Genomic DNA, 22,195 nt, shown 5'->3' with positions numbered 1-22,195 from the left:
CAGCGACGTAGCAGAAGGGCTAGTAGCATTGTATCCGGGATCAGAGAGTTGACGGCTGGTGCGAGTCAATCAAGGAGCAATGTGAACTCACCTTTTAGTCTCAAAAGCGAAAAGGATTAGTAGCTTTTGACGCAGCTCTGCGTTATGGAGGAATAAGTGAGTGCTTTTTTAATAGGCACTAAACAGGGTGGTACCGCGGGAATTGACAGCCTCTCGTCCCTATCGTTTAACGCTAGGGATGGGAGGTTTTTTTACGTGCAAGAACCATGAATCACAATTTGCCTTTATAAAAAGCTAGTAAAATACTTATAAATTTCGAGGAGGACCACACATGGCATTTTCCCATGAAAACATTGAAAAGAAATGGCAGGAATATTGGGAACAAAATAAGACGTTTAAAACAGAAGAAGAAGAAGGAAAGCCTAAATTTTACGCTCTTGATATGTTTCCGTACCCTTCAGGCGCGGGTCTTCATGTCGGGCACCCGGAAGGATACACAGCAACTGACATTTTATCAAGAATGAAAAGAATGCAAGGATATAACGTTCTCCATCCTATGGGATGGGATGCATTTGGACTGCCGGCGGAGCAGTATGCCCTTGATACAGGAAAACACCCTAGAGAATTTACACAGTCAAATATAGATAATTTTCGCCGCCAGATTAAATCATTAGGCTTCTCCTATGATTGGGACCGGGAAATTGATACAACAGACCCAAATTATTATAAGTGGACCCAGTGGATCTTTTTACAATTGTATAAAAAAGGGCTTGCCTATATGGATGAAATTGCTGTTAACTGGTGCCCGGCACTTGGTACTGTTCTTGCGAATGAGGAAGTAGTAGACGGGAAAAGTGAACGAGGCGGCCATCCCGTTGAAAGACGCCCCATGAAGCAATGGATGCTTAAAATAACAGCATACGCAGATCGTCTGCTAGAAGATTTAGAGGAACTGGACTGGCCGGAAAGCGTCAAGGATATGCAGCGCAACTGGATTGGCCGCTCTGAAGGAGCAGACGTGAACTTTACCATTGATGGGACAGACAAGTCATTCACCGTATTTACAACTCGCCCTGATACCCTATACGGAGCTACGTACTGCGTCTTTGCTCCTGAACATGAGCTTGTTGAAGAAATTGTAACCCCAGAGCAGGCTGATAAGGTAAAAGAATACCAGCAAAAAGTAGCCACAAAAAGTGACTTGGAACGTACAGAGCTTCAAAAAGAGAAAACAGGGGTCTTTACGGGTGCTTATGCAGTGAACCCGGTAAATGGTGAAAAGCTTCCAATCTGGATTGCCGATTATGTACTTGTCAGCTACGGAAGCGGAGCCATTATGGCAGTTCCCGCTCATGACGAGCGCGACTATGAGTTTGCAAAACAGTTTGACCTGCCTATTAAAGAAGTAGTAGAAGGCGGTAACATAGAGGAAGAAGCCTATACGGAAGACGGTCCCCACGTCAATTCTGGTTTCTTAAACGGATTAGGTAAAGAAGAAGCGATTAAAAATATGATCGAGTGGCTGGAAGAAGAAAAGAAGGGCACAAAACAAATTACCTACCGCCTACGGGACTGGCTGTTCAGCCGCCAACGGTACTGGGGAGAGCCCATTCCTATTATTCACTGGGAGGACGGCACAATGTCTCCTGTTCCAGAAGAGGAGCTGCCTCTTGAGCTTCCTGAACTGGATGAGTTCAAACCGTCAGGGACTGGTGAATCTCCCCTTGCAAATGCAGAGGGCTGGCTTGAAGTAACAGATCCTGAGACAGGCATGAGAGGCCGCAGGGAAACAAATACGATGCCTCAATGGGCAGGGAGCTGCTGGTACTACCTGCGGTATATCGACCCACAAAACAGTAAGGAAATCGCTGATCAGCAAAAAGTGAACCGCTGGCTGCCAGTGGATATTTACATTGGCGGTGCAGAGCATGCTGTTCTTCACCTTCTTTACGCCCGCTTTTGGCATAAGGTGCTTTATGACATTGGTGTTGTCCCTACCAAGGAGCCATTTCAGCGATTATATAACCAGGGGATGATCCTTGGGGAGAACAACGAAAAAATGAGCAAATCAAAAGGAAACGTAGTAAATCCAGATGAGATTGTAACCAGCCACGGGGCGGATACCCTTCGTCTGTATGAAATGTTTATGGGACCACTTGACGCCTCGATTGCCTGGTCAGAAAATGGCCTGGATGGAGCAAAACGGTTTTTAGACAGAGTGTGGCGCTTGCTTGTGACTGACGATGAGAAGCTTAGCAATGCTGTGACTGAAGACGAAGGCAGCAAAGAGTTTGCTCGTACTTATCACAAAGCTGTTCAAAAGGTTACAGAGGAGTTTGAAAACCTCCGCTTTAATACAGGGATCAGTCAGCTGATGGTATTTATCAATGAAGCCTACAAGCAGGATAAGCTTCCTAAAGAATATGTGGAAGGCTTTGTTAAGCTTCTTTCACCAGTAGCACCTCACATCTCGGAAGAGCTCTGGGAAAAGCTTGGCAATAATGAAAGCATCGCCTACCAAGAATGGCCGACGTATGAGGAAAGCATGCTGGTAGAAAATGAAGTAGAAATTGTTCTGCAAGTTAATGGAAAAGTCCGTTCCAAAACAGTTGTTCCTGCAGATGCCGACAGAGATCAAATGGAAGCTCTTGCAAAAGAAGACGAGAAGATTCAAAGTGCAATTGAAGGGAAAACGATCCGCAAAGTCATTGCGGTTCCAGGGAAACTGGTAAATATCGTTGCTAATTAAGAGAAAAGGCCGCTCGCTAATCGTTTACATTCGTTTAGCGGGCAGCCTTTTTTGTTGAGGTGAAAGTTTATCAGAATTACGGGGAGAGAGCAATCTAAATTTAAGCCAAATCCATAGCAGAAATCTGTAATCATCTCACGCCTATGTTACTTTGTATAAATGAAGGTTGTGTATAACTTTGTGGGTAACTAAGAAAATTTTACACAACTTTTAAAAATAACAGGGTGAAACCCTTAAAGTAAGGCATTTATTATCCACAAATCAGTAACATAGTTATCCACATTATGTGAATAACTATGTTGAGGAACCCTGGTTATGCTCGAGAGCCTGCTCAGCGGCACTTTGTCCTGCAGTAAAGCCTGTAGAAAACGCTACTGTTATATTAAAGCCGCCAGTATATCCATGGATATCAAGAACTTCCCCGCAAAAATACAGTCCTTGCTTTAATCTGGATTCCATTCGTTTTGGATGAATCTCTTTTATGGAAACTCCGCCTCCGGTTACAAACGCTTCTTCAATGCTTAACGTACCATGAACATGAAAACGGAAGTCATGGAGAAGCTGTGCCAGTGTGCGAAGGTCCTGATTATTTGTTTCCCCAAGAGGCACAGATTCCTTAATTTCTGATCGGTGTAAGTAAAAAGAAAGCAGGCGTTCAGGAGCCATGCCTCGCAATGCATTTTTAACAGCTTTGTTTGCCAGCTCTTTCTTTCTTTTGATTAATTCCTGAAAAAAATCTTCTTCATTTTTATCAGGCTCTATGGAGATCCCCATTTCGATCGAGTCCACCGGAAACTTTTTAAATGCTTTCACAACATATTGGCTGCACCGAAGAGCAATAGGACCGGAAACCCCAAAGTGAGTAAAGATCATATCACCACGGTGAGACTTAATTGGCTTTCCTTTAGGGTTATACACAGTAAGTTCTGCCCCTTGAAGAGATAAGCCTTGAAGAGATTTTTCTTTAATAAAGCTCTCCTCGGAAGTAATCGGAACTTCTGTAGGGTAAAGCTCTGTAATTGTATGGCCAGCTGCTTTGGCCCATGGATATCCGTCACCGGTTGACCCGGTATGAGGAACAGATTTGCCCCCCGTAGCGATTATGACTGCATTCGCATCAATTGATTCTTTGTTTTGAAGGGTGATGCCAAGAACTTTTTTATCGCTGTACCTGATTGTTTCCACAGGAGTGTCTGTTAACGTCTCTACCCCAAGTTCCTTCATTTTATTCAATAAAGTTCTTACCACCGTTATTGCCTTATCATTTACCGGAAACATCCGTCCCATGTCTTCCTCTTTTAAAGAGATTCCCATTCCTTCAAAAAATGCGATGATATCCTCGTTGTTAAAAATCGAAAATGGACTGTGCATAAACTTCCCATTGCCAGGAATATGAGCAATCAGATCTTTTGTCTCCATTCTATTGGTGACATTACAGCGTCCGCCGCCAGAGATAGCAAGCTTTCGACCGAGTTTTTTACCTTTATCAACAAGGAGAACGCTTGCACCATTTTTTGCGGCTCCAATAGAGGCCATCAGCCCGGAAGGCCCTCCCCCAATAACAATTACATCATATTTCATCGATCTATCTCCTTTTCCTTGTATAACGATTACATACCAAGTGTGCTATGGTTGCTAAACAATAAATTGTAACGATATCATAACAAAGGAGAGAGAGCATTGCGACTTGAGACATTTTTATAAAAAACGGGTTGAAGTTGTGGAAAGAAGAGGGTATACAAAAAAGGGGAGGAGGATTAGGATGTTAACAAAACTTTCAATTAATACTGCTACAAGAGACGAAATGATTGATATAACTAGTAAAGTAAAGAACTTCATCAAAGAAAGTAATGTAGTTTCAGGTATTGTGACAGTCTATACAGCCCATACTACAGCAGGCATTACTGTAAACGAAAATGCAGATCCAGATGTCAAACATGATATGCTGATGAGGCTTGACGAGGTGTATCCCTGGGATCATTCTAAGTATCGTCACGCAGAAGGAAATTCAGCCTCACATTTAAAAGCGAGTACAGTAGGAACACAGCAAACGTTAATCATAGAAGAGGGAGAACTAATCCTGGGAACGTGGCAGGGAATCTACTTTTGCGAATTTGATGGACCGCGGACCAGAACTGTCTATGTTAAGGTTATGAGTGAAGAATAAGCCATAATCAGGGAGGGCATGGATTATACTTAGTTGTCCTCTCTTTTGTATGGAAGATCTGTACGTATTATATATGTTTTTTACTAGGCGTTTTTATAATCTTATCAAGGCAGCACATGTAACCCTTACAGAGAAAGTACATAATTGGAGATGAAGGAATGGGAGATTCAAAATTTTTACGTGGGACGATGATCATGTCGTTGTCTACATTTTTATCTAAATTCTTAGGAATGATCTATGTCTTTCCTTTTGTTGCGCTTGTTGGAAACCAGGGCATGGCTTTGTACCAGTATGGGTACCTTCCCTACACTCTCTTGTTGAGTTTGGCAACACTAGGGGTGCCGATGGCTGTATCCAAGTTTATCTCCAAGTATAATGCTCTGGGAGATTACCGTACGGGCCAGCGATTGTTTCAATCAGGGCTTATTTTTATGACGATCACAGGGTTTATCGCTTTTATTTTATTATTTATGATGGCGCCAACGATTGCAGGCTGGATCATTAGTGATCCTGATGATTTAAGCGGTAATGCTCTATCAGATGTTGTATTTACGATTCGTATGGTCAGTGTTGCTCTTCTGATTATCCCTGCTATGGCAGTGATCCGCGGTTATTTTCAGGGGTTTCAATCTATGGGGCCGACAGCTGTATCCCAGGTTGTAGAGCAGATCGTACGAATTATTTTCATATTATCAATGGCTTATTCCATCCTCTACATTTGGGACGGGGAACTTGGAACTGCAGTTGGTTTTGCTACCTTCGGAGCGTTTGTCGGAGGAATTGGAGCGCTGGCTGTTCTGTTGTATTACTGGAAAAAAAGAAAACATTTAATTAACAAAAAAATCGAGGAAAGTACTGTCGATCACAATATTTCCTTGCCCTCTATGTACAAGGAGCTTATATCCTATGCACTTCCTATTTCGTTTGTAGGGTTAGCCATCCCTTTGTTTCAGCTGGTAGACCTTTTTTCTTTCAATAATGCATTAATTAACTCCGGGGCATTTATTCAAGGAGAGGCAGAAACTGCTTTTGGTGCTTACTCTGGTTCAGCACACAAATTAATTTTAATCCCAGTGGCTCTGGCGACTGCTATGTCTATCACCTTGATCCCGACTATTACAAACTCCTTTACAAATAAGGACCATAAGCTTTTGCAAAGCCAAATCACGCAGACTTACCAAATTATTTTATTTCTGTCGATTCCGGCAGCAGTAGGTTTATCCATTTTATCTTATCCTTCGTTTGGTGTGCTATTTGGTTTTGAAGACGTATCCGTTGGAGGGTATATCCTTAGATACTATGCACCGGTAGCTATATTCTTTTCATTATTTTCAGTAACCGCAGCAATTTTGCAAGGGATGAACCTGCAAAAATTTGCTGTCGTCTCGCTGACCACCGGGGTAGTCTTGAAGTTGTCATTAAACTACTGGTTTGTATTTATCATGGGGCCTGTGGGAAGCATTATGGCCACTTATATTGGATACGCTGCGGCGATTACGATCAATGTATGGGCAATAGGAAAGTATGCAAAATACGACTATACTCTCCTTGTGAAAAGATTCGGTCTTATTGCAGTGCTTGTTGCAGTAATGGGAATAGCCGTCTGGATTGTACAGGGAGGAGCTATGGTCCTCTTTCCGTTAGATTCTTGGTTTAATGCATTCCTTGTTCTTTCATTTAGTGTCTTTACAGGAGGAGTCCTGTACTTGGCAGCGAGCATGAAAACAGGATTGGCAGGAAAGGTGCTTGGGCATCGTTTTTCTATCTTAAAAACAGGGGACAAGTCATAGGAGATGAGAGGCGTCATTTATTGTTCACGAAAAGGGAGGCTCACTTGCAAAGGCAGGGGAAAGGGCTAATGTGCTGACTCCTTTTGTCGAGCGTTAATAGATGAATAGCCCCTTCATCCTCTTTCTCTAAGTGATGCAGGGTGATATAATAAGACAAACTACAGGTCGTTAATCTGTGGATAGATTGGGAGAAATTGGGGGAGGCCATGAAGTTAGAAAGGTATAAGGATTTTGACTGGATTCTGATAGGAGCTGTCTTTTTATTAAGTTTCTTCGGGATTATCATGGTCTACAGTGCCAGTTACCCACTGGGAATCGACCTTGCCGATGATCCTGCGTACTTTTTTAAGAGACAATTAATATTTTTTATCGTAGGAACTCTTTTATTTTTTGTGGTGATGCATTTTCCCTACCGTTTTTATCGTAAGCTGACTCCTTTTATTATAACTGCATCTATCATTATGCTTGTGCTCGTCCTGCTGGTGGGATCAGAAGTAAATGGAGCTCAACGGTGGCTGGGAGTAGGGGCATTTCGAATTCAGCCCTCTGAAATTGTAAAGCTTGGCATTGTCATATACTTAGCTCAAGTCTATTCTCAAAAGCAGCAATATATCAACTTATTTATTAAAGGGGTTATCCCCCCATTAGTAGTGGTAGTGTTTATTTTTACATTAATTATGCTTCAACCGGACTTGGGGACAGCCACAGCAATTCTGCTGGTGACCGTTATTATTGTCTTTTTATCAGGAGCTCGTTTCCGTCACCTTGCTGTGCTGGGGGGGCTTTCTGCTGTTGTTGTAGCCTGGCTGGCATTTCAGGCTCCTTACCGGGTCCAGCGTTTAGTAGCCTTTAGAGATCCTTTTGAATTTGCTGGTGATGCTGGCGGCTACCAGTTAGTACAATCATATATAGCCATCGCTCACGGCGGAATAACCGGAACGGGTTTAGGGCAAAGTGTACAAAAGCTTCATTATCTTCCGGAGCCTCACACTGACTTTATTCTGGCAGTAATAGCTGAAGAACTAGGAATGCTGGGAGTAGGGTTTCTATTAATCTGTCTCCTCGTTATAGCTGTTAGAGGACTTATGATCGGAATTCGCTGCAAGAACACATTTGGAACGCTGCTTGCTTTGGGTATTATATTTCAAATGATGAGTCAGGCTATTTTTAATGGCGGGGCAGTAACAGGACTTCTTCCTATTACAGGGATTACCCTTCCTTTTATCAGTTATGGCGGATCATCTCTTTTGGTATCTTTAGTCGCAGCAGGTATATTAGCAAACATCTCCAGAGAGAATTCGAAGGAAAAAAGGCTTGCTGAACAAGAGCCTGCTCATTATTCTAAAAAGCCTCATCAGGCTAAAGCGCATCACCTATAAGGATTCGGAAAGAACGTTGTCAGCCAAAGGCGGACAGCGTTTTTCATTCATTAGGATTCATGATTAAGAAGAGGAGGGTGTAAATTGTTACTGGTAGGATACGGGAAACTGGGAAGAGCGGTAGCTGTCTCAAAAAACAATGATCCTGTTAATGTTTATAATCGGACTGAAAGCAAAATAAAAGAAGAGCAAGAGGCTAATCTTATATACTGCGGACCGGAAAATTTTCACTTATTTTCCAGTGTGCTATTGTGTCTGCCTCCGCAAGCTTATGAGTCTTTCTTTACAAAATACGGCAGTTATTTTAAAGAGGGAACCATTATATACCATACAGCAACGGCAATGATGCAAAGTGAAGTCCAGCCTTTAGCTCAAGGATTGAAGGTAGTCCCATGCAAGTTCGCAGGCCATGCCCTACAATCAATAGAAGACCGAAGTGGCGGCGTATTTGTTATTCCAAGGGGTTACCGGGAGGAAAGAAAAGGGCTGGAGGACTGGCTTTCTTCTTCTTTTAAAGTAATAGAAGGAAAGGAAGAAGATGTCCTTGAAGCAAATAAGGCTTCGACTGAAGAAGCAATGAGAATGATCTATTCTCTGCAAAAAAGGCTGGAGAAATCCTCTCTTCCTGATGAAGCAGCAAAGCAGATTATTACTCAAATTCCTCGAGGGGTAATTAAATCGTATTTACAAGGTAATCATGGCCATTTCGCCAAGAAAGTCCTTGAGGAGCTAACGAGCGAAGGTGAGGAGAGATAGGAATGCGATTAGATAAATTACTGGCTAACATTGGTTATGGAAGCCGAAAAGAAGTAAAAAAAATGCTGAAACAAGGAGGTGTCTTAATTGACGGAGTCCCTGCTAAAGGCGGCAATGAACATGTAGAGCCTGAAAAACAGGAGATCAGTGTATTTGGGGAGCCTATTGAATATCAGGAATATATTTATCTAATGATGAATAAGCCCGCTGGTGTGATTTCAGCAACCGAGGATGAAGTCCAGGAAACAGTGATAGATCTCCTTGAATTTGAAGATGCTGTACGTGGAATGTTTCCTGTAGGGCGACTTGATAAAGACACAACAGGACTCCTTCTTCTTACAAATGATGGGAAATTTTCACACGCTCTGACTTCACCGAAAAAAGGATTAACCAAGACATATGAAGCGCTTATCAACAAGCCGATAACAGAAGAGGATGTGCTTGAATTTCGCGACGGGGTTTATTTAGACGATGGCTATAAAACAAAGCCGGCCGTATTAAGCCAAAAAGAAAATGGTCAGCCTAATGAAATTACATTGGTCATAACAGAAGGCAAGTTTCATCAAGTGAAGCGTATGTTTGAATCAGTGGGAAAAAAGGTGCTGCAGCTTAAGCGTACGCACATCGGCTCCTTGCCATTGGATGAAGATCTTGAGCCAGGAGAGTACCGTGAAATGGCCAAGGACGATGTAGAAAAGCTTCTTGAAGAAGCGTACCAGAAACCCGTGGATTAATTTTATTGTCCATTTTTGCGTTTCTTTCAGAACAGACCTGGATTTATCTCATGCTCAAAAAAAGAGAAAATAGGCTGGGGGAGAGCTGGTGATCCATAATCGTGTAGTTGTTTCAAAAGGTTGAATCTGTTAAAAGTGCAAGCAAAAAAAACCGGCCACACGGCCGGAATATATATAAGAATCGTAACAAGTATTGTAATCAGGATACTTTTGTTTTCTTTTTGGTTGTGGTCCAGGTCCCTCGTGACGGGCTTTGGACAAGGTTGTTATACTCCAGAACATTCAAGTCGCGCTGTATGGTGCGCGGGGTGATACCGAACTCATCAACCAATTCCCTGGTTGTCACTGACCCCCTTCTCTTAATATAGAGGTAAATGGACTTAATTCGGGTAAGCATACGGTCGGTTGAAGTTCTCAAAAAACCACTCCTTAACCTTTTTTATGGTTGGAACAACCTGTTACCTGGGCCTCTCTCTTTTTATTACTATATTGATAAGGAGCTCTAACATGCTTCTTCTTTTGTCCTGATGCATATGACTCATATTTTATGGGACAAAATAGAAAAGCGTATGCACAAGAGCCAATAGTCTTATCAATAGCCCTGGTTACTATTTTATTGTACAATAATTCCGAACATTTGGCAAAAAAATCAACTTATAATTCAGGAAGGATGAAAAAAATGACTATAAATTGGATGGACGAAGTCCTGCAAAGAAAAGAAAAAATTTTAAGTGAAACAAGTGAGTTTCTTTCTATTCCAAGCATATTGGACGAAACGACGGCAGCACCGAACGCTCCTTTTGGAAAAAAAGTTGCAGAAGCACTGGAATACATATTAGAAAAAGGGACGAAAGATGGGTTTTCCACTAAAAATGTAGAAGGGTATGCGGGCCATATACATTATGGTTCATACAAAGAAACTGTAGGAGTGCTATGCCATGTTGATGTAGTGCCACCAGGGGACGGATGGACTAATGATCCATTTAGCCCGGTAATTAAAGACGGCAAACTCATTGCACGCGGGGCGATTGATGACAAGGGACCGACAATGGCTGCCTATTTTGCTCTGCAGTTGATTAAGGATCTTGAACTGCCACTATCAAAAAACATAAGGTTAATCATCGGGGCGGACGAGGAAAGCGAGTGGAGATGTGTCAAACGCTACTTTGAAGAGGAACCAGTACCTGATACAGGTTTTGCTCCTGATGCTGAGTTCCCTGTTATATTCGCAGAAAAGGGCATTTGTGATTTTTTCTTTAAGGGGGCAGGAAGCAAATCAAAAGATGGGAAAGCTGACTTCCATTTAGATAAATTTAATGCTGGTCACCGCTTGAACATGGTGCCTGAGAAGGCGGAGGCTCATATTACGGCTGAGAGCGAACAGAAAGCATCAGATATGGCTGAACGTTTTGAATCCTTCCTGAAAAAAGAAGAGGTCACAGGCAGGAAGGAAAGAAGTGGAGATACACTGGTGTTAACACTCGAAGGTAAAGCCGCACATGGCTCTCTTCCTCAGCAAGGAATCAATGCTGGCGTATTAATGGCCCAATTTCTAAATAAGGTACCAATGGATAAACGTGGAGGGTCGTTTGTCGAACTCATTAGTACCCATTTTTCCGATTTTGTAGGAGAAAAAGCCGGTATCGAAATAGAAGATGAGGTAAGCGGCCATTTGACAATCAACCCAGGACTGGTCCGGTACAATGAAGAGACAGATGAGCTTGGTGTAAATATTCGCTACCCCGTAAAAGCGTCTTACGAGACAATTAAAGCTCAATTGGAGCACATCGCCCAGAAGTTTGAGATGAAAATAGATGTGGCGGCTCACAAAGGCCCTCATTTTGTTGATCCTGAAGACCCGTTAGTTCAAACTCTCCAAAAAGTATATGAAAAGTACACAGAGGACAAGTCGTCTCCTATTGCGATAGGAGGGGGAACTTATGCAAGAGCTATGACCTCTGGCGTTGCTTTTGGCCCTCTTTTCCCAGGGAGAGAAGAAGTGGCACACCAAAGGGATGAACATATTTTTGTAGAAGATTTATTGAAGTGCACAGCTATCTATGCGGAAGCGTTGTACGAGCTATCAAAAAAATAAAAGAAGCGCCCGAGAACCGGGCGCTTCCTTTATTAGAACCAGGCTAGAACTCAAACAGGTCTGTTGATAAGTAACGTTCTCCTGTATCACAGGTGATAGCAACGACTGTTTCCTCTGGGGTTAGACGTTTAGCTACTTCTAATGCTGCAAAGCACGCTGCACCCGAGGACGGCCCAACAAGTATTCCCTCTTTTGCGGCAAGTTCCCGTGTGGTTTGGTAGGCATCTTCATCGGTTATTTTGAAAATTTCATCGTAAACCTCTTGGTTCAGGACTGGAGGGATAAAGCCTGGGCTGGTGCCTACAAGTTTATGTGGCCCTGGTTTACCTCCTGATAGAACAGGAGACCCAAAAGGTTCCACTACATGAGCAGTCATACGGGGAAAAAATTTCTTTAATTCCTCGGCTGTTCCCGTAATTGTGCCTCCTGTTCCCGAAGCTGCTACAAAAGCACTTAAAGGCTTTTGTATATCTTCTTCTACTGCTTCTTTGATTTCCACAGCCGTTGTTTTTCGATGAGCATTTGGGTTGGCTTCATTCTCAAACTGCATAGGTAAATAGCTGTTGGGTATTTCTTGTGCCAGCTTGTGAGCTTTGTCAATGGCTCCGGGCATTTTTAAATCTCCTGGGGTTAACACGACTTCTGCCCCGTATGCCTTCAGAAGGTTTATTCTTTCCAAGGACATCGTATCAGGCATGACAAGAATGGAACGATAGCCTCTTGCAGATGCATTCATTGCTAAGCCAATTCCTGTATTTCCTGAAGTTGGTTCAATAATTGTTGTATGCTGATTTATAAGTCCGGCTTTTTCTCCTTCAACAATCATATTTTTAGCTGCTCTGTCTTTCACACTGCCACTTGGGTTTTGAAACTCCAGTTTAAGGTATACAGAGGCGCCGGTATTGCCGGGTAATCTATTCAGTTTTAGAAGAGGAGTATGTCCTACGAGGTCCGACATGTTGTTGACCACTCTCATTATTTCACTTCCTTCTTTGATGCAGCATCTTATAACGATGAAGAACACTGTTAGTTTGTATATTCTTCAATATTTTATCATAATTGAAATTACAAATTCTATCCCCTGATCTGGCGTAAGAAAAGAGTAAGCAAAATGAAAGGCGTGTTGTTAGTGTATAAAGGAGTTATGTTTGATATGGATAATACCTTATTATCCTCTACGATAGATTTTAAAAGAATGCGAAAGGATTGTTTCCAAGTTGTAACCAAATATTATGAGGAAGGCTCTACGCTTTTTTCACCAGACACTGCCGCTCCTGCTGAAATGATAGAATGGGGAAAAAAGCAAGGAAACAAAACAGGTAACCATGCAATGGTTGAGGAAATGCTGGCCTGTGTTGAGGAATGTGAGAAAGAAGGCATGAAAGAAGCGGCCTTAGAGCCTGGGGCAAAAGAGGTTCTTTCTTACCTTTTAACCAAAAAATATCATGTGGTGGTTGTTACTAACAATGCCACAGCCTCAGCCGAGTATGCTTTAAAAAGGACAGGAGTGGACCACCTTTTTAAGGACATCATAGGCAGAGATAAAATGAAAGCTTTAAAGCCATCCTCTGACTCAGTCATGTCTGTTTTAAAAAAGAATCCTGCTATTCCTGCAAAAGGGTGGCTTATGGTGGGGGATTCCTGGATTGACGGGAAAGCAGCAAACGGAGCAGATGTCCCCTTTATATTGTATAAAGGACAAAGGGAAGAGATAAGAGAAAAAGGGGTAAAGCTCTTATCACATATCCAGCACTTAAATGAATTGTACAAAATATGTTAAGTCAAAATGTAAAGGAGGAATGCCCCTTGGCACAGCATCCACATTATTTTATCGGCCTGACTGTCTCTGAGGACGCAAGGAAAGAGCTTCATACGATGGAGCAGCGACACTCTCAAACCTTATTATTTAAAAAGTGGGTACATCCTCAGGATTACCATATTACATTGGCTTTTTTAGGAGGAAGCTCCGATTCACAAATTGAGAAGGTGAAACAAGAGGTGAGAGAATATGTTAAGGATATCCCCCCTTTCTCCCTGGCTTTAAAAGGAGTTGGAACATTTGGCAAAAAAGATGAGCCTAGAATATTCTGGGCGGGTGTAACAGAGCCAAAAGAACTTCACACCCTGCAGCGGCAGGTTGTTCACGCCTGTGAGACACTTGATTTTACTTTTGACAACAAGCCCTTTCGTCCTCACATCACACTTTCCAGAAAGTGGAAAGGGGAAGGGTCTTATCAAAAACATGTGGAAGAATCTCAAATTGAAAAAGATTTAACTTCTAGCTCATGGAAGGTGACAAACTGTGTTCTTTTTCGGACTCACTTAGACCGGACACCGAAATACGAGATCATAGCCACCTTTCCTTTTGGGAACGTGGAGGAGGAATAATGGACGTTATCAGAACGATTTTGCATATTGCTATTTTATATGGTTTTTATGTATTAGGAAGCTGGATTCAGGAATTGTTTAATTTAGTGATACCAGGAAGTATTATAGGAATGCTTCTCCTGCTGTTTCTTTTTTTTACAAAAGTATTGACTCCTAAAATGGTGGAGAGAGGAGCAGTCTCTCTCCTTTCTCATATGCCAATATTGTTTTTGCCCATTACGATTGGCATTATCGAATTTCTGGATGTTCTTTCTGGAGGTGGAGTGCTGCTGATCTTTGTAGCGCTTATTAGTACAGTGATTGTAATGGTCGTTTCATCATTGGTCAGTCAAATACTAGCTAAAAGGAGGGAGAGACAGCTTGAACGAATGGTGGATTAGTCTGATTGCTGTGGCTGCTACCCTGGTTACATACCGGCTGGGGATATCTTTGTACCGGATGCTTCCAAGCCCGTTTATGCTGCCGCTGTTAAGCTCTACATTTCTGATTGTAATTTTTCTTTTAATTACCGATATATCCTATGATACATACATGATTGGCGGGCAATGGATTGAAAGCTTGTTAGGTCCTGCTATTGTGGCACTCGCCTACCCCCTTTATAAGCAGGCGGAAATGTTAAAAAAATATTTTTGGCCAATAATCGGTGGAGTTTTGCTGGGAGCCTTTGTGGGAATTTTGTCAGGGATTTATTTAGCAAGGTTATTTGGTATTGAAGAATTTCTTTTGTTTTCGTTAGTACCCAAGTCTGTAACTACTCCGGTGGCAATGGAAGTTGCAGCTTCAATAGGCGGCGCCCCACCCCTGGCAGCTGTGTTTGTCGTGGTAGCAGGGATAGGCGGTGTTGTCCTCTCAGGTTATTTATTCAAACTATGTAAAATTGATCATTTTCTTGGAAAAGGAATAGGCCTTGGTGCTGCATCTCATGCCATTGGCACTGCGAAAGCTTTGGAAAATAACGAAAAAGAGGGCGCCGCAAGTTCCATTGCTATGACGTTAAGCGCAGTTGTTGTTTCCATCTTAGCCCCGCTTATCATAAGTTTTCTATATTGATTGGCGGCTGCCAGAGAAGAAATAACAAGGTTCTTAGTATCTGGCTGATCAAAAGTTAAAGGACAGTATGGTATAATGAGGAAAATCTGAATTGAAACAAACTTCGTTGGAGGTTGCGTGAGTGGCTCACTTGATTAAGCTAGACGATTACATTTCCAGGTACCAATTAGATTTACAAAGATATCCGAGCCAGTTTACCCGTTTAAAAAAAGAGCGGTGGGAGCTTTTAAAAGGCTCCTGGATCCAGGTAAATACAACAAGGCTTGAGAGCAAAAAAGAAGATGTTTACGATGACTGGTTTGAAGACGTCAATAAAGGGTTTGTAGCAAAGACTTTTGAAAAAGTAAAAAAGCTTCGAAAGCCTGCTAAAGAAGATGGTGCGGGAGAAGACTCTTCATTCTCCTACTTAAAGGGGAAAACAAAAGAAGATATCAGGGAAATATTTTATTATGAGTTATTTCAATCTCAGTTAAAGTGGGCCAGCTCATCTTTATTAGAAGAGTCAAGAGTACATCCTCGCTATAGGTATGATTATCGTCTTCGGGATTTTTTACGAGATTTTCCTGATAATTACTTTTTCATGTATTATCCAGTTTTCGTAGTAAAGGGTGCGCCAGTAGAAATGGAAATTATTATTTTGTCACCCACTGAAGTATGGTGTTTATCTGTTCTTGAAGGCAAAGATCATAGTGTGTTTGAAGCATCATCTGACCGCTTCTGGAATGAGTACATTGATAAGGAAAGAAAAAAAAGGCTTAGCCCTTTACTCTCTCTAAATCGAATGTCAGCAATTATAAAGGCAGTTATGAAAGAAGAAGGGTTTTTTATGCCTGTCAGGCAAGGAGTACTTGCGCCTTCATCCATGATTGATAATAAAATCGCGGGAACCAAGGTAGAAATGATTGATAAACGGACTTATCCCGAATGGCTTACTAAAATGAAGCGACATCCTTCTCCTGTCAAAGGACTGCAGCTTAAGACAGCAGCTGCCTTATTAAAGCATACTCATACTGTAGCCTGCGAGAGAGAAAGTACGGAGGATAAGGAAAATCCTGATGATCACCTTTCCTTTTCTGAAGGATATGGAAATAACAAATAAAAAAGAAAGTCGGTCTCCCTGAAAAGAGAGATGACTTTCTTCATTAGCTAAATACAATTGTTTTATTACCATGAACGAGGACTTTGTCATCGTTGTGCCACTCTACAGCTCTGGCAAGCGCAATTTTTTCAACATTACGGCCTCCAATTTTCAAGTCGGCAATAGAGTATCGGTGGTTTACCCGAAGAACTTCCTGTTCAATGATAGGTCCTTCATCTAAGTCATCAGTCACATAATGGGCCGTAGCCCCGATAAGTTTGACCCCTCGATTGAAGGCTTTTTTGTATGGATTAGCTCCAATAAAAGCCGGTAAAAACGAGTGGTGGATGTTAATAATTTTATGGGTGAAGTGGGATACAAACTGTGGTGAAAGAATCTGCATGTACCTGGCGAGGACAATGAAGTCAATGTCCAGATTTTTTAATAATTCTATTGCATCCTCTTCAGCATCGTGCTTATTTCCTTTGTTAACGGGAATATGATAAAAAGGGACGCCATACGATTCTACAGTAGCTTGTAAGTCTGGGTGGTTGCTGATAATTGCAGGGATATCCACTTGCAGTTCCCCAGAACGCCATTTCCAAAGCAATTCCAACAGGCAGTGATCTTCTTTGGAGACAAAGATTGCCATCCTTTTTATCTTTCTTTCACTTTCAATTCGCCAGCTCATATCGAAACGATCTCCAACCTCACTAAAACGCTCTTGAATCAAAGGGAAGTTGTGATCAAAGTCTTCCAGGTCAAATTCAATCCTCATGAAAAACATACCGCCTTCTGGATCGGTACTATATTGATCAGATTGAACAATGTTAGCATTGTAGTTATATAAGAAATTTGAAACTGCTGAGACAATGCCTGGCTGGTCAGCGCATGATATTAATACTCTCGCACGGTCTTGTTTCTTACTTTGTAGCATTTCTCTATCCTCCGTTATTCTCTTGTATCAGTTACGGGTTATACTATACCACTCCTTATGTTGAAAAAAAAGCGCCCGTTCCTATAAAGCACAGTTTCTAGAGAGGACTGATGCTTTATGTTCACCACAGACATAGGCAGCCGGAAATAATCCAATGATTTCAACAAGGGGGAAGCCAATGAAAACAGATCTGCAAAAAAAAAGCAGCCATGCACGTATTAAGGCCTGGTTTGAAACCCTTTCAAAAATAGTGGTGGAAAGCACCTCTCCAATTGAAGAAACACAGTGGCAGCTGGTTCAAAAGCAAAAGAACAGCAACAGGGACACTGATATTCTTGCTTCTTTCTCTATTACCGGAAACAGGCTTATCTTTACTCTCGATTATCCTCTTGTTATGGGTGAAGGGTATTTTGTTATTACTCCCTCAGGTGCCCGCATTCGGGTACTGTCGGGCTCAGCTGTGAGAACAGAAGAGTTTGACAGGTTGTATGCTTACCACGGGAATGACCTTGGAGCAGTATGGGGACCGTCTTATACGGAATTTGCCGTCTGGGCGCCTACTGCTGAAAAGGTATCTCTGCTTTTATACAATGCTGAAGCATCTCGCCCTAAAATCAGTCTGTTAATGAATAAAACAGAGAAGGGAGTATGGAGATATACACTAAAAGGCAACCATGAGGGACTATTATATACTTACCAGGTATTTGTTAATGGAGTCTGGCATGAAACGGTTGATCCTTATGCTAAATCGTTGACCGCAAATGGACGCCACGGAGCGGTTATTCGTAAATCTGAAGACTTATTAAGGCCTGAGCGCCCGCCATTCATATCTCCTGTTGATGCGATTATTTACGAGGCTCATGTGCGAGATATGACTACCCACCTCAAAAGTGGAGTGAGGGAAAAAGGAAAATACAGCGGGCTGGCAGAACGGGGAACGAGAATAGAAAGAGAAAACATTACTACTGCTCTTGAGCATATTATTGAAATGGGTGTTACACATGTTCAGCTTCTTCCCGTTAATGATTTTGGAAGTGTGGATGAAAACCGTCCGTTTATGAATTATAATTGGGGGTATGATGCTACCCACCATTTTTCCCCTGAAGGAAGTTATGCTACAGACCCCAATAATCCTTTTTCACGTATAGAGGAACTTAAGAATCTTATTCATACACTCCATGAAGCTGGACTTCGAGTAGTGCTTGATGTTGTATTCAATCATGTTTATATAAAAGAAGATTCTCCATTTGAAAAGCTCGTCCCAGGGTACTACTTCAGGTATGATGAACATGGTTTACCATCAGATGGTACAGGAGTAGGAAACGACACGGCTTCTGAACGGGCAATGATGAGGAAATACATTGTGGATTGTATTACCTATTGGGCAGAAGAATATCAAGTTGATGGGTTCCGTTTTGACTTAATGGGAATTCATGACATAAAAACGATGAAGGCCGTCCGGCAGGCAGCTAACCAAATCGATTCTTCTATTCTTATTTACGGGGAAGGGTGGGATATGCCTACACCTATTCCCTATGAGGAAAAAGCGATTATGGCCCATGGGAAACATTTGGAAGGGATTGGGTTTTTTAATGATGCTTTTCGAGAAGCGATGAAGGGAAGCTCCTTTAATATAAAAGAACGGGGCTTCATTAATGGGAAGAGAGAAGCAGAAATTGAAGTAGAGAAATACATGCACGGCAGCATTCCACTGCAAGCTGGAGATCCTTCTTTGTTTACAGATCCTGCTCAATCTATTAATTATATAGAATGTCATGATAATATGACGGTGTGGGATCAATTGAAAGTTTCCGTGCCAGAAGCAAATGAAAGACTGTATGAGAAGATGCAAAGGCTCGCCCTTACCGCTGTGCTCACCGCTCAGGGTATTCCTTTTATTCATGCGGGTCAGGAGTTTTGCAGGACAAAACATGGGCATGTAAACAGCTACAATGCTCCCGATTGGCTGAACCAAATGGATTGGGAAAGGAAAAAGCAATACCGTAAGACTGTGGAGTACGTAAAAGGACTTATTAAAATTAGAAAAGAAATACCAGCTCTGCGATTAAAGGATCAGGAAGAAATTCAAAAGAGGTTTTCTTATATTCAGACACCCCCGCATGTGGTCGGCTTTCATATTAAGAGACTCTCGGAGGAAGAAGATTTTAAAGAACTGATTGTCTTTTTAAATGGGGCATGGGAAAAGGTAGAAGTGTCTTTGCCGAAAGGTATCAAATCTTGTCAAGTTATCGTTGACGATCAAAGAGCAAGTTTGATACCATTAAAAACAATTGACAGCAGTACTATTGCTGTTCCGGCAATAAGTGCTACGATATTGTATCGATAAAGCAGAGTCCTCTTTTTATTGACTCTGCTTCATTATATAATAAACATTTAAGGTTATATTCTCCACGCCCGTTACGGCAAATAATGTATAAAGGATTTCGTCATGAAAAACACGGATTACTATATGAAAACGAGGGTGAAGTTATTGAAACCGCTACTTGGAGAAGGTTGGGATCTAGAACCAGCCGGAGGGGCCACTGGTGAAGCGTACATAGCACATGATGGAGAGAGGAAGCTTTTCTTAAAAAGAAATTCATCTCCCTTTTTAGCTGTGTTGTCTGCTGAAGGAATTGTACCAAAGCTGTTATGGACAAAACGGTTGGAAAATGGAGATGTGATTACCGCTCAACAATGGGTTTATGGACGGGAGTTAAGTGCTCATGAAATGACAAGGGTAGATGTTGCAAAGCTGTTAAGCAAAATCCATTCATCAAGTGAACTGCTGGATATGTTTAAGCGGATAGGCAACGAACCTTTAACACCTGCCAGCATTGTGGAAGATTTGCAGAATCAGATTCTTCATGGAGGACTTTCTCACCCGATGCTCCAGGAAGCTGTCACTTACCTTTCTTCAATGAGAGAAAAAGTTGCTCCTCCTGAAATGGTCGTGTGTCATTGTGATATCAACCATAATAACTGGATTATTAGTGAAAAAGAGCATCTCTATCTTATTGATTGGGACGGGGCAACTGTTGCAGATCCCGCGTTGGATCTTGGGTTACTTCTTTATGAATATCTTCCCAAAAGCCAGTGGGGAGTATGGCTTAAGTCATATGGCGTTATACTTGATGATCAGCTTGAAGTGAGAATGCATTGGTATGTTATTTCTCATGCATTATCTGCATTGCTTTTCCATCTCCAGCAAGGTGAAACTGAGGAAATCGAAAGATGGAATAAAGAATTAAGAAAACTATTAACGTCCAATCGCTTATTCCCTGAAAAATAATGTATTTCCCGGGGAATAGAATCATTTTCTGTCGGAAGTCTGTGTCCTCCTGAATACCAGGAGGTTTTTTGTCTGTCATCTCCTGTTTTATATTTTAAATATGTTCATCCTTAACATGGAAATAAACAGGCGGGCACGAAAGAGCAATGGAGAGAGGTTCTTAGAAAACACGTACCAAAAGGAGGAAATCAAAATGAGACTTAGGAATAAGCCATGGGCTATGGAATACTTACAGTCGCATCCTGAGTATGTCATCACTAACCCTGATGATATCCAATCGTGGAAACAGCATTTTGGGACCGACCATCCCCTTCATGTAGAAGTAGGAACTGGCAAAGGGAAGTTTTTAAAGGATATGAGCGAAAAATATCCTAATATTAATTTTATAGGTGTCGAAAAATATGAGAGTGTTCTCGTTTCCGGTGTCGAGAAAGCAGTAGAAAGTAAGCCCACAAATCTTGCATTCATCCATGCCGATGTAAATAACCTCTTTGATTATTTTAAAGAAAATGAAATCGACCAACTATATATAAATTTCACTGATCCTTGGCCAAAAGCACGACATGAAAAAAGACGATTAACCTACAAGGGTTTCCTGAGTAAGTATAAAAAAGTATTAAAAAACAATGGGGAAATTCATTTTAAAACAGACAATCAGGGGCTGTTTGAATATTCTATTGAAAGTATGTCCAGCTTTGGAATGATTCTTAAAAATGTAAGCCTGGATCTGCATAAAAGCAGCTGGGATGACAATGTAATGACGGAGTATGAAGAAAAGTTCTCCAAGAAAAATTATAGAATTTATCGTTTAGAAGCTCAATTTGAAAAACCCTCCTCTACATAAAAGGAGGGTTTTCGCATGGAGTCGGAGAAATAAGTACTAGAGAGCACCACGTAAAAATGTAAGCGAGTTCAAAAGGAGGAGAGCAAGTGGAACAATTAACGATTGGAGATTATACGTTAACATGGCTTCAAGGAGGAGTCACACATTTGGACGGCGGAGCCATGTTTGGTGTTGTGCCAAAACCTCTATGGTCAAAGTTGTATCCAGCAAATGAAAACAATCAAATTGAACTCAGGTCTGATCCTATTTTGGTTCAAGGCAAGGGAAAGAACTTTCTAATTGAAGCCGGACTTGGAAACGACCGTTTTTCAAAAAAGCAATTGAGAAATTATGCGATTACTGAAGAATCTTTTATCATAGAAGGTTTGGACACAATGGGACTATCTCCGGACGACATTGATGGTGTGTTAATGACTCATATGCATTTTGACCATTGTGCCGGCTTAGTGCATAAAGAAGAAGAAAAAGATGTACCTTTTTTCAAAAATGCAGTAATCTATACTTCAGAAATAGAGTGGGAGGAAACAAGAAACCCTAATATTCGATCAAAAAATACATACTGGGAGCAAAATTGGAAGCCTATAGAACATCAGGTTCAAACGTTCAAACAGCAAACAGAGGTGCTGCCGGGCATAACGATGATCCATACGGGTGGTCATAGTGCAGGACACAGTATTGTTACGATTGAACAGGGGGAGGACATGCTCATTCACATGGCCGATATCATGGGTACTCATGCACATAAAAATGTGCTCTGGGTCATGGCATTTGATGATTATCCAATGGATTCAATTGAAGCAAAGAGAAAATGGATGGATATTGGGTATAACAACGAAGCATGGTTTAGTTTTTATCATGATTATAAGTACAGAGCCATTCAATTTGATGGACAAGGAGAAATAAAGAGGAGTATTACAAGGGAAATATAAAAGAACA

At 41.6% G+C, this 22,195-nt stretch carries 20 protein-coding genes and 1 other annotated feature (1 of these 21 only partly in view); of the genes, 16 read left to right on the top strand and 4 right to left on the bottom strand.

The window, feature by feature from the left end; translation table 11 throughout:
• Nucleotides 1-224 (top strand) — a binding site (T-box leader) (it extends 1 nt beyond the left edge of the window).
• A 107-nt stretch (nt 225-331) separates the two neighbouring features.
• A complete protein-coding gene (gene leuS / locus ACFPU1_RS08570; RefSeq protein WP_385940138.1) occupies nt 332-2,749 on the top strand; it encodes a leucine--tRNA ligase in 2,418 nt (805 codons plus the stop codon).
• A gap of 294 nt (nt 2,750-3,043) precedes the next feature.
• On the opposite strand, the gene ACFPU1_RS08565 is transcribed toward leuS, so the two are convergent.
• A complete protein-coding gene (locus ACFPU1_RS08565; RefSeq protein ID WP_385940136.1) occupies nt 3,044-4,330 on the bottom strand; it encodes a BaiN/RdsA family NAD(P)/FAD-dependent oxidoreductase in 1,287 nt (428 codons plus the stop codon).
• 181 nt (nt 4,331-4,511) lie between these two features.
• Here ACFPU1_RS08565 and ACFPU1_RS08560 point away from each other — a divergent pair, with 181 nt between their 5' ends.
• The 5 genes from ACFPU1_RS08560 (at nt 4,512) to ACFPU1_RS08540 (ending at nt 9,575) form a co-directional block, all read left to right on the top strand.
• Complete coding sequence (locus tag ACFPU1_RS08560) at nt 4,512-4,916, top strand: secondary thiamine-phosphate synthase enzyme YjbQ (protein WP_385940134.1); 405 nt, start codon at nt 4,512-4,514, stop codon at nt 4,914-4,916.
• A 158-nt stretch (nt 4,917-5,074) separates the two neighbouring features.
• Complete coding sequence (locus tag ACFPU1_RS08555) at nt 5,075-6,706, top strand: putative polysaccharide biosynthesis protein (RefSeq protein WP_385940132.1); 1,632 nt, start codon at nt 5,075-5,077, stop codon at nt 6,704-6,706.
• Between the two features lie 206 nt (nt 6,707-6,912).
• Nucleotides 6,913-8,085, top strand: coding sequence for a putative lipid II flippase FtsW (gene ftsW / locus ACFPU1_RS08550; RefSeq protein ID WP_385940130.1), 1,173 nt, complete (start codon nt 6,913-6,915; stop codon nt 8,083-8,085).
• Nucleotides 8,086-8,169: 84 nt separating this feature from the next.
• A complete protein-coding gene (locus ACFPU1_RS08545; RefSeq protein ID WP_054636381.1) occupies nt 8,170-8,841 on the top strand; it encodes a hypothetical protein in 672 nt (223 codons plus the stop codon).
• Between the two features lie 2 nt (nt 8,842-8,843).
• Nucleotides 8,844-9,575 carry a pseudouridine synthase gene (locus ACFPU1_RS08540; protein WP_385940128.1) on the top strand — a complete coding sequence of 244 codons (732 nt, stop codon included), beginning with the start codon at nt 8,844-8,846 and terminating at the stop codon, nt 9,573-9,575.
• 199 nt (nt 9,576-9,774) lie between these two features.
• On the opposite strand, the gene ACFPU1_RS08535 is transcribed toward ACFPU1_RS08540, so the two are convergent.
• On the bottom strand, nt 9,775-9,993 hold the full coding sequence (locus ACFPU1_RS08535) for a DeoR family transcriptional regulator (protein WP_083465399.1): 219 nt from the start codon (nt 9,991-9,993) through the stop codon (nt 9,775-9,777).
• A 261-nt stretch (nt 9,994-10,254) separates the two neighbouring features.
• On the opposite strand from ACFPU1_RS08535, the gene pepV reads away from it, so the two are divergent.
• Nucleotides 10,255-11,670 carry a dipeptidase PepV gene (pepV, locus tag ACFPU1_RS08530; protein WP_385940126.1) on the top strand — a complete coding sequence of 472 codons (1,416 nt, stop codon included), beginning with the start codon at nt 10,255-10,257 and terminating at the stop codon, nt 11,668-11,670.
• Between the two features lie 43 nt (nt 11,671-11,713).
• On the opposite strand, the gene cysK is transcribed toward pepV, so the two are convergent.
• Nucleotides 11,714-12,646: a cysteine synthase A gene (gene cysK / locus ACFPU1_RS08525; RefSeq protein ID WP_054636383.1), complete on the bottom strand. Its 933-nt coding sequence runs from the start codon at nt 12,644-12,646 to the stop codon at nt 11,714-11,716.
• Between the two features lie 135 nt (nt 12,647-12,781).
• Between cysK and ACFPU1_RS08520 the strand changes: the two genes are divergently transcribed.
• The 5 genes from ACFPU1_RS08520 to ACFPU1_RS08500 all read left to right on the top strand — a co-directional run bounded on the left by ACFPU1_RS08520 (nt 12,782) and on the right by ACFPU1_RS08500 (nt 16,207).
• The gene (locus tag ACFPU1_RS08520; RefSeq protein WP_385940124.1) at nt 12,782-13,450 is read left to right on the top strand and encodes an HAD family hydrolase; all 669 of its coding nucleotides are present in this window, start codon (nt 12,782-12,784) and stop codon (nt 13,448-13,450) included.
• A gap of 26 nt (nt 13,451-13,476) precedes the next feature.
• Nucleotides 13,477-14,058 carry an RNA 2',3'-cyclic phosphodiesterase gene (thpR, locus tag ACFPU1_RS08515; protein ID WP_385940122.1) on the top strand — a complete coding sequence of 194 codons (582 nt, stop codon included), beginning with the start codon at nt 13,477-13,479 and terminating at the stop codon, nt 14,056-14,058.
• Nucleotides 14,058-14,438 carry a CidA/LrgA family protein gene (locus ACFPU1_RS08510; protein WP_385940120.1) on the top strand — a complete coding sequence of 127 codons (381 nt, stop codon included), beginning with the start codon at nt 14,058-14,060 and terminating at the stop codon, nt 14,436-14,438. The genes thpR and ACFPU1_RS08510 overlap by 1 nt, the downstream gene beginning before the upstream one ends.
• Complete coding sequence (locus tag ACFPU1_RS08505; protein WP_385940118.1) at nt 14,419-15,108, top strand: LrgB family protein; 690 nt, start codon at nt 14,419-14,421, stop codon at nt 15,106-15,108. The genes ACFPU1_RS08510 and ACFPU1_RS08505 overlap by 20 nt, the downstream gene beginning before the upstream one ends.
• 121 nt (nt 15,109-15,229) lie before the next feature.
• Complete coding sequence (locus ACFPU1_RS08500) at nt 15,230-16,207, top strand: NERD domain-containing protein (RefSeq protein ID WP_385940116.1); 978 nt, start codon at nt 15,230-15,232, stop codon at nt 16,205-16,207.
• Nucleotides 16,208-16,250: 43 nt separating this feature from the next.
• On the opposite strand, the gene purU is transcribed toward ACFPU1_RS08500, so the two are convergent.
• On the bottom strand, nt 16,251-17,123 hold the full coding sequence (gene purU, locus ACFPU1_RS08495) for a formyltetrahydrofolate deformylase (protein ID WP_385940114.1): 873 nt from the start codon (nt 17,121-17,123) through the stop codon (nt 16,251-16,253).
• Between the two features lie 178 nt (nt 17,124-17,301).
• Between purU and pulA the strand changes: the two genes are divergently transcribed.
• From pulA to ACFPU1_RS08475, 4 genes are all read left to right on the top strand, one after another.
• Nucleotides 17,302-19,470 carry a type I pullulanase gene (pulA, locus tag ACFPU1_RS08490; protein WP_385940112.1) on the top strand — a complete coding sequence of 723 codons (2,169 nt, stop codon included), beginning with the start codon at nt 17,302-17,304 and terminating at the stop codon, nt 19,468-19,470.
• A 102-nt stretch (nt 19,471-19,572) separates the two neighbouring features.
• Nucleotides 19,573-20,415 carry a phosphotransferase gene (locus ACFPU1_RS08485; RefSeq protein WP_385940110.1) on the top strand — a complete coding sequence of 281 codons (843 nt, stop codon included), beginning with the start codon at nt 19,573-19,575 and terminating at the stop codon, nt 20,413-20,415.
• 193 nt (nt 20,416-20,608) lie between these two features.
• Nucleotides 20,609-21,259 (top strand): tRNA (guanosine(46)-N7)-methyltransferase TrmB, encoded by a 651-nt coding sequence (gene trmB / locus ACFPU1_RS08480; protein ID WP_385940108.1) that lies wholly within the window; start codon nt 20,609-20,611, stop codon nt 21,257-21,259.
• Nucleotides 21,260-21,345: 86 nt separating this feature from the next.
• Complete coding sequence (locus ACFPU1_RS08475) at nt 21,346-22,188, top strand: YtnP family quorum-quenching lactonase (protein WP_385940106.1); 843 nt, start codon at nt 21,346-21,348, stop codon at nt 22,186-22,188.
• Nucleotides 22,189-22,195 lie beyond the last annotated feature (7 nt).

The organism is Thalassorhabdus alkalitolerans (assembly GCF_042656525.1).
Classification (GTDB): Bacteria; Bacillota; Bacilli; order Bacillales; family Marinococcaceae; genus Thalassorhabdus; species Thalassorhabdus alkalitolerans.
This window is presented reverse-complemented; position numbering and strand designations above follow the sequence as displayed.